Origin of the sequence: Corynebacterium sp. UMB4614 (assembly GCF_030217065.1) — a bacterium.
Classification (GTDB): domain Bacteria; phylum Actinomycetota; class Actinomycetes; order Mycobacteriales; family Mycobacteriaceae; genus Corynebacterium.
Genome location: NZ_JASONC010000035.1, coordinates 1 through 7,983, shown reverse-complemented (window position 1 = coordinate 7,983; position 7,983 = coordinate 1). Strand labels below are relative to the sequence as shown.

Genomic DNA, 7,983 nt, shown 5'->3' with positions numbered 1-7,983 from the left:
GTGAGTATCACCGCCTACCGAAAACTTCATGTAGCGTGACCCGAAACTGTCCAACAAAATGTCCGCATCCCCTTTTGACCCTTAACCCGTCCTTTGCCTGAAATCGGTCGCGGTCGGTGCTTTCTGAGGGCAGAAACGCGCGAATGTCTGCGACGTTTCTGTGTGCTAAGGATTGTACCAGATCAGCTCTGGATGCAGCGGGGTGTGATGGAAAAAGGTAGACAGGGGGGCATGCCAACTATTACTCAGAACCTGGACAATAATTCCGACATCCCGCTGCTGACTATGAACGATGGGCGGCAGATCCCGCAGCTCGGTTTTGGTACCTTCCAGCTGTCCGGCGAGACCTGCTACAACGCCGTGCGGGCCGCGATCACCGCGGGCTACCGCCACATCGACACTGCCGCTGTCTACGGCAACGAGGAAGAAGTCGGTCGCGCCATTCAGGACGCCATCGATGCCGGCGAGGTGACCCGCGATCAGCTCTTCGTCACCACGAAGCTGTGGAACGATAGCCACGACCGTGTCGCCGGTGCCCTGGACGCATCCCTGGAGCGCCTCGGCCTGGATTATGTGGATCTTTACCTGATTCACTGGCCGGTCGAGAAGATCGGCATGTTCGCCACCGCCTACCGGGACATGGTGACCCTGCGGGAGCAGGGCAAGACCGCCAGCGTCGGCGTGTGCAATAGCTACCCAGAGGTCCTGGACAAGATGACCCAGGCCAGTGGTGATACCCCAGCTGTGAACCAGATCGAGGTTCACCCCGGTTTCAACCAGGATGAGCTGCGTGCTGAGAACGCCAAGCGCGGCATCTTGACCGAGTCCTGGTCCCCGCTGAAGCAGGGGCAGAACCTGGATAACCCGGCCTTCCAAGCCATCGCGGACGCCCACGGGGTGACCGTCGCGCAGGTCATCATCCGCTGGCACATCCAGCGCGGCGATGTGGTGATCCCGCGCAGCTCCAAGCCGGAGCGCATCCGCAGCAACGCGGACGTGTTCGGCTTCCAGCTCACTGAGGAGCAGATGCAGCGCATCACCGCGATCGAGGAGGGTGAGGCAGGCCGCCGCGGCCCGAATCCGCACACCTTCTACGAGGGCACTTCGCTGCAGAAGCAGTAGTTCTCCCGCGATCGGCCGAAACCGCCCGGCCGGTGTGCGTGAGCTTATGGGTGGGGCGTGGGCGCGCAATATTTTTCTCGGCGGGGCACACCTCACAGCGCCGGGCGCCGAAGTTTCACGGCCGCTAATCCGCAGCGAGCTCTAGGGCACGCGCGCGATGACCTCGGTATTCGGGATGAAGAACGCCGCGCCACCGGTGCCTGCCCATTGGGACCAACCGTCGGTGATCTGGGTCAGCGCCTCGCGGGTGACCGTGCCGAGCTGGCCGGTAACAAGTTCGCCGTCATCCGTCACCGCGGTATCGGGGAAGTCCTCGCCAAGCGCGGCGGCGGTCGTGCGGACGGAGTGGGGCGACATGCTGCGACGCGTCCACTTCTCGGCCAGGGCATCGCGCTCGGCCTCGCTGGCGTAGGCGGTCAGGCTGCCGGACACGCTGAGGTCGCTAAGCCCCGCGGAGTAGAAGGTATGCGGCAGCTGGCGACCCATCGCGGGGTTGCCGTCGTGGGTTGCCAACCCGACGGAGAAGGTCGCGCGCCAGCGGGATAGCCCCGGGTTGGGCGGGAACCACGTCATCGCGCCGAAGTCGGCGTCCCGCACGGCGATGATCCCGCCGGGCTTCGTGACGCGACGGAACTCCTGGAGTACGACCTGCGGGTCTGCGACGTGGTGCAGGACCTGGTGGCAGAAGACGACGTCGAAGGTGGCGTCCGCGAAGGGGAGCTGGTGGATATCCGCCTGCTGGAACGGGACGTCCAGCGACTTCTCCGCAGCGGGCTCAGTGGCCTCCGCGATCGCGTCAGCGGACTGGTCGACCCCGGTGACCTGGGCGGGCGCGCCGCCGAGTTGGGTGATGTGCTCGGCAAGGTTCATTGTGAGGGAGCCCTGCCCGCAGCCCGCGTCGAGCAGGCGGGTGTTCGCGCTCAGGTGGGGTAGCAGGAATTCGGGGACGTCGAGCGGCGCGGGGAAGGCGTGTGGGTGCGGCACGGTCTGTGCTGGAGGGGTTGGATTCTGGGCTTCGGGATTCATGGCTTCATGCTAGGTGAGTGGAATCCCCACCGCACTTAGGTGACATGTCACGTACGTTTGGGTTAAGGTTGAGGCATGCAATTCGGAATCTTCACCATCGGCGATGTCACCCCCAACCCTGTCACGGGGGACGTGCCCAGCGAGCACGAGCGCATCAAGAACACCGTCGAGATCGCGAAGAAGGCGGAGGCCGAGGGGCTCGACGTCTTCGCTACTGGCCAGCATCACAACCCGCCGTTCATCGCGCCCGCGAACCCGCCTGTGCTGATGGCCAACCTCGCCGCTCAGACTGAGACCCTCCAACTCTCCACCGCGACCACGCTGATCACCACCACCGACCCGGTGCGGATCGCGGAAGACTACGCCTACGTCCAGCACCTCGCGGAGGGACGCGTGGACTTGATGCTCGGCCGCGGCAACACCGGCCCCGTCTATCCGTGGTTCGGCAAGGACATCCGCAAGTCGATCCCCCTGTCCGTGGAGAATTACCACCTGCTGCGCCGCCTGTGGCGTGAAGAGGACCTGACGTGGAAGGGCGAATTCCGCACCCCACTGCAACAGTTCACGTCCACCCCACGGCCCCTGGACGACGTCCCACCCTTCGTGTGGCACGGTTCCATCCGCTCCCCGGAGATTGCCGAGCAGGCCGCGTACTACGGGGACGGGTTCTTCCATAACCACATCTTCTGGAACATCGAGCACACCCAGCAGCTGGTGCGCCTGTACCGGCAGCGCTTCGAACATTACGGGCACGGTGCGGCCGACCAGGCGATCGTGGGGCTGGGTGGGCAGATCTTTGCTGCCGATACCGAGAAGGAAGCAAAGGCGACCTTCCGGCCGTACTTCGATAACGCCCCGGTCTACGGGCACGGCCCGTCGCTGGAGGAATTCGAGCGCATCACCCCGCTGACGGTCGGCACCCCGGAGCAGATCATCGAGCGTTACCTGGGCTACGCTGACGCGGTAGGCGACTATCAGCGCCAGCTCTTCCTGATCGACCACGCCGGTCTACCGCAGGAGATGGTGCTCGAGCAGATCGAGATCCTCGGTCGGGAGATCGTGCCGGTCCTGCGGGAGGAGTTTGAACGCCGCCGCCCGGCGCACGTGCCCTCCGACCCGCCGACCCACGCCACACTGGTGGCGGAGGGGCCGGACTCCCCGCACCGGCAGGTGCAGCCCGCGCAGGTTCAGTAGCTCGGCAGTGGTAGTAGCCGGGTGAGCCGCGCAGGTCTAGGATCGCCGCTGGAAGTGCAAGGAAAGGATGGAGCAGAAGAGTTCATGAACTCACTCATCGTTCTTAACGGAGGATTGGGTAGCCCGTCGACGACCCGCAAGCTCGCCGAGCGTATCGCCGGTGCCGTGGAAGCCCAAGTAGGTCGCCGCGGGGAGTCCGTGGCCGTGGAATACATCGACATCCGCGAGTACGCCGCCGACCTGGCCACGATGATGACCACCGGGATCGCCTCGGAGAAGCTCAAGGCGGCCCAGGATAAGATCACCGCCGCCGACGCGATGGTCGCCGCGAGCCCAGTCTTTGCTGCTAGCTATTCAGGCCTGTTCAAGATGTTCATGGACGCCCTGGATCCGGACGCGATCACCGGCATGCCTGTGATCATCGCCGCCACCGCCGGGACGCCGCGGCACTCCCTGATGCTGGAATACGCGATGCGCCCGCTGCTGAGCTACCTGCGCGCGGACGTCATGAGCACTGCAGTTTTCGCAGCCACTGATGATTTCGGTGGCGAGGAGAACCTCGACCGGCGCATCGAACGCGCCGCCAGCCAGCTCGCCGACGAGATCGTGCGGGTCTCCGGCGGCGTGGAGGGGCTGGGGCCTTCTTCGCAGGTCAAGCGCAGCTCCGGCAATGACGTGGCTGCGGACGTGCCGGATTTCCTGAACCTACTCTCCGGCCACGACGGCAACTAGTCTCTCGGGGGCAGATTGCCGTCCATGATGACCTTCTTCTTCGCGTGATCCCAAATAAAGTTCACGTGTGCCCGGCCGGAAGGTCGATCCTTCGGGTCGCCGGGCTTGGCGTAGTAGTACGTCACGGAGACCGCCTGCGTGTTGAGTAGCTTCATGTCGGGGGCGAAGCTGCGGGGCTCAGGCGTGGCGGTGCCTAGGTACTGGTCCTTGTGGAAGAGCATGATGTGGTGCGGACTGGTAGCTGTTGCGCCCTCCACGGTGATGTCGATGGGGGAGAGTTCGGCCCAGGGGTCGTAGAGGCCGATGCCGGCGCGCTCGGTGTCCCACGAGCTCTCGGTGGAGGGAGGTGCTGGGAGCTTATCGACATGTGTGGCCACGAGTTCTTGGGCGGAGAGGTTGCCACACTGCGTGCGGGGCTCGGTGTCGCGCGGCTTCCTGGTCGGCTCCGGCTTGTGCTTGGGGGAGCTCTCTGTGGTCTGCGGCGCTGTCGCCGTGGTTGGGACGACGCTGCTCTGGCTGGCGCTCGTTGGTGCGCTGTTCCCGGTGGCGTCGGTGGTGGAGTCGTCGCCGCTGCACGCGGCCAACGTTCCCGCGAGAGCGCAGGAGAGGGCGAGGGCTAGCGCGACATTGTGGTGCCTCATGCTTTGAGATTAATGCACATCCCAGGCCAGGGGTAGGCCTGGGATGTGGGTGGTTCCTGTTGTAGCGGGGCGCCAGTCGGCGGCGCGTGACCTAGCCCCGTGGCGGCAGATTGCCGTCCATCACGACCTTCTCCTGCCCCGGGTCCCAGGTGAAGGTCGCGTGGGCTTCGCCGGAGCGCATAGCGTTGGCCTCGCCGGGCTTGGTGTAGAAGTAGGTCACCGCGATCGTCTGGTCGTCGACCCGTTTCATGGCCGGCGTGAACCCCTGGGGCTCGGCGGTGGCGGTGCCCAGGTACTCGCCCCGGTGGAAGAGCATAATGTGATGCGGGGTTGACCCTGTAGCTCCCTCAAAGGTGATGTCGATGGGGGAGAGGTCGGCGCAGGGATCGTAGAGACCTGTGCCCGCGAATTCAGTGCTCCATTCTTTATCGGCGAAAAATGGCGGCTTCTGAACCTTGCCCACATTCTGTGCCAGCGCCTCCTCGGCGGAAAGGTCTCCGCACCGCTTGGGGCGGGTCTTTTTGCTTGGCTCGCTCTCCTGGGCCTTTCTCGTTGGCTTCGGCTTGGCCCGGTCCTTGCTTTCCGCGGGCCGCGTCTTCTTCACCGTCTGGGTGATGGTGACAGGCGAACTGGAGTCGGCGGCATCGCTGCCGTCACTGCTGCACGCGGTCAGTCCTCCCACGAGGACGCAGGAAAGAGCCAGTGGTAGCGCAACATTGTGGAGCCTCATGGCTATGAGATTACTTCGCCCCAGGTAGGAAGCCGACCTGGGGGAGAGAGGGGGCAGCCTTGGCAGGCCAGGACTAAGGCTTCGGCGGCAGTTCGCCGTTCATGACGACCTTCTCCTGCGCCGGATCCCAGGTGAAGGTGGCGTGGGCTTCGCCCGAACGTTCAGCGTTAGCTTCGCCGGGCTTGGTGTAGAAGTAGGTCACCGCGAGGGTCTTCCCATCGACCCGCTGGATGTCGGGGGAGAAGCCCTGCGGCTCGGCGGTAGCGGTGCCCAGGTACTCGCCCTTGTGGAAGAGCATGATGTGGTACGGGCTGGATCCGGTTGCGCCGTCGATGGTCAGCACGATGGGCGAAAGATCAGCACAAGGGTCGTAGAGATCCGTGCCGGCGTACGACGTGTTCCACGTCCAGTCAGTGCCCTTTGGGGAGGCGAGCTTGCCCACGTTTTGTCGGAGCGCCTCCTCGGCGGGGAGGTCTCCGCACTGCTTATCCGGCTTCTTGCCCGGCTCGCTCTCCTGTGCCGGGGGCTTCCTCGTCGGCTCAGGCTTCGGCTGGTCCTTCGCCTCCGAGGGGTTCGACTCCTTCATCGTCTGGGTGACGGTTGCCGGCGAGCTGGCATCGGTAGATTCGGTGGCGGTGCCATCATCGCTGCACGCGCTCAGCGTTCCCGCCAAGGTGCAGGAGAGGGCGATGGATAGTGCAACTTTTTGGTACCTCATGCCCCTGAGGCTACGCCCCTAAAAATGCTTTGTCAGCAAACGTTTATGCGTTTAGAAGGGTGTATTTTTTGTCGAATAGCAACGAGAATAGAGGTACTGTCAGTCCTCGCTAGAGGACTCAATACGTCAGAAAGTCGCCTCATGACTCGTTCAGTGAAACCTGTGCCCGCTCCGGCTACTGCCCCAGTGGAATCGGGTTCTCGCCGCGCCTACCTGCTGGCGACAATTGTTTTGCAGGCTCTCGTCGGCCTGTGCTCTGCGGTCGCATTTACTCTTGCCGAGTCGGTGTCCTGGCCCCTGGTTTGGGCTGCGACTGTTCTCGCCGCCTTTCTCCTGTTTCTGGCTCTGTGGAGGTCGGGGGTTCTGGTCCTCAACGCGCTAAACGGGGTCGGGGCCGCGTGTTTTCTCGTCGCATGGGGCTCAGCGCTCTACTACGAGTACAGGCCCTCGCAAGGAGACGGAGTGGTGATCAATCCCCTGCCGGTGATCCTGCTCCCGGTGGGAGCGCTCATCGGCGTCGTCGCGATCGGCGTTGCCGTGACATACCTGAGAAGGGGCGCCCGGACTCTCTCCGCAAAAGCCTGATCGGTGGCGGGTGTGGTGTCGTGTTTTCTGCAACCTGAGCGGGGTCAATAGGCACGGCGGACCAGGCGGCAACCGTTCTGGAAACCGCACGTGCTGAGGGGCTGACCAGCCAGGTGCGCCTGTTCGTTCCGGAGGATACTGACCATGCGTGGCAGGCCAGCGAGCGCTAGGTTTGCGAGCAAGCGTTAGGCTCTGGCTTGTGCTTCCTCTTGCTCAATCTCAGCATTGAATTCGCGCTTCGAGGACTGCCACTGGTCCTCGGTCATGCCGATCCGCCAGTAACCAGAAATCGAAACGTCGGCGCGGGGGATCTCCGAGTCGACGAAGAGGAAGCGGCGCATTTCCTTAATCATCTCGGCGACACCGTGGATAAACCAGCTGGTCTTCTTACCCGTTGGCACACCGGCCGAGCGCACCACGCGAGAAAGCTCCGTGCCGTGGGTTGCCCCATCGCGGATAACCCAATTGACGTCCACGCCCTCGCGGGTGGGGAGTTCAAACTTCCGGTCCTCTGCCTCGATCTCGATGAAGGCGGTCGCCGTGGCGCCCTCGGGGAGGTGCTTCAGACCCGCGCCGATGGCTGGTGCAGCGGACTCATCGCCGACGAAGATAAAGTGCTCATATTCTTCGCCGGGGCCCCACGCTCCACCCGGGCCGAAGAAGCCGATCTTCGCCCCAATTTCGGCCGCGCGCGCCCAGGGCGCAGCCAGTCCGGAATCGCCGTGGGTGACAAAATCGACGTCGAAATCCCCGGTTTCTGGGTCCAGATTAATCAGGGTGTAGGTGCGGGTGACTGGCTGCTTATCCCTGGGCTGCTCCTCACGAACCTTCTCGATATCGAATGGCCACGAGTAATCAGCGCCCTCTGGGGCGAAGAGCAGCTTGATGTAGTGGTCGGTAAAAGCCAGCTCCTTGCCTACAAAAGCGGGGGAGTTCAAGCTCAAACGAATGAGATCCGGAGAGAGCTGGCGGCGGTCAGTCACGGTTGCTTCGTTGGCCTTACGGGGTTTGCGCTTCGGTGCTGCGCTTCGAGCCTGGTCAGCCATGATCATCACTGTCCTTCAAACACTGGGGTGCTGTGGGGGCGCCCGCGTCTTTTCTTAGGTAAGGCTAACACAATTAACGGTGATGGGTTGGTGGGGCTCGTGATGACCAGTGGGCGGATTCTAGGGGTCGTTGCAACATTTCCTAGCTTTCAGCTAAATCTAACAGCTCCGCCATCCGCTCCGCAGGAG

At 63.5% G+C, this 7,983-nt stretch carries 9 protein-coding genes; 4 read left to right on the top strand and 5 right to left on the bottom strand.

The features are described 5' to 3' along the window. Nucleotides 1-231: 231 nt before the first annotated feature. Nucleotides 232-1,122 (top strand): aldo/keto reductase, encoded by an 891-nt coding sequence (locus tag QP413_RS09660; protein WP_284781569.1) that lies wholly within the window; start codon nucleotides 232-234, stop codon nucleotides 1,120-1,122. Nucleotides 1,123-1,263: 141 nt separating this feature from the next. Here QP413_RS09660 and QP413_RS09655 read toward each other — a convergent pair whose 3' ends face one another. Then, entirely contained in the window at nucleotides 1,264-2,148 is an 885-nt protein-coding gene (locus QP413_RS09655) for a class I SAM-dependent methyltransferase (RefSeq protein ID WP_284781568.1), read from the bottom strand. 75 nt (nucleotides 2,149-2,223) lie between these two features. Here QP413_RS09655 and QP413_RS09650 point away from each other — a divergent pair, with 75 nt between their 5' ends. Then, entirely contained in the window at nucleotides 2,224-3,342 is a 1,119-nt protein-coding gene (locus QP413_RS09650) for a CE1758 family FMN-dependent luciferase-like monooxygenase (protein ID WP_284781567.1), read from the top strand. 84 nt (nucleotides 3,343-3,426) lie between these two features. Next, nucleotides 3,427-4,074: an FMN reductase gene (locus QP413_RS09645; protein ID WP_284781566.1), complete on the top strand. Its 648-nt coding sequence runs from the start codon at nucleotides 3,427-3,429 to the stop codon at nucleotides 4,072-4,074. Here QP413_RS09645 and QP413_RS09640 read toward each other — a convergent pair. The 3 genes from QP413_RS09640 to QP413_RS09630 form a co-directional block, all read right to left on the bottom strand. After that, nucleotides 4,071-4,715 carry an LppP/LprE family lipoprotein gene (locus tag QP413_RS09640; RefSeq protein WP_284781565.1) on the bottom strand — a complete coding sequence of 215 codons (645 nt, stop codon included), beginning with the start codon at nucleotides 4,713-4,715 and terminating at the stop codon, nucleotides 4,071-4,073. The two genes, QP413_RS09645 and QP413_RS09640, sit on opposite strands and share 4 nt — an antisense overlap. A gap of 91 nt (nucleotides 4,716-4,806) precedes the next feature. Further along, nucleotides 4,807-5,445 (bottom strand): LppP/LprE family lipoprotein, encoded by a 639-nt coding sequence (locus tag QP413_RS09635; RefSeq protein WP_284781564.1) that lies wholly within the window; start codon nucleotides 5,443-5,445, stop codon nucleotides 4,807-4,809. 73 nt (nucleotides 5,446-5,518) lie between these two features. After that, the gene (locus QP413_RS09630; RefSeq protein ID WP_284781563.1) at nucleotides 5,519-6,163 is read right to left on the bottom strand and encodes an LppP/LprE family lipoprotein; all 645 of its coding nucleotides are present in this window, start codon (nucleotides 6,161-6,163) and stop codon (nucleotides 5,519-5,521) included. Between the two features lie 141 nt (nucleotides 6,164-6,304). Between QP413_RS09630 and QP413_RS09625 the strand changes: the two genes are divergently transcribed. Continuing rightward, nucleotides 6,305-6,748, top strand: coding sequence for a hypothetical protein (locus QP413_RS09625; RefSeq protein ID WP_284781562.1), 444 nt, complete (start codon nucleotides 6,305-6,307; stop codon nucleotides 6,746-6,748). A 185-nt stretch (nucleotides 6,749-6,933) separates the two neighbouring features. Here QP413_RS09625 and QP413_RS09620 read toward each other — a convergent pair whose 3' ends face one another. Next, nucleotides 6,934-7,794 (bottom strand): siderophore-interacting protein, encoded by an 861-nt coding sequence (locus tag QP413_RS09620; protein WP_187441058.1) that lies wholly within the window; start codon nucleotides 7,792-7,794, stop codon nucleotides 6,934-6,936. Nucleotides 7,795-7,983 lie beyond the last annotated feature (189 nt).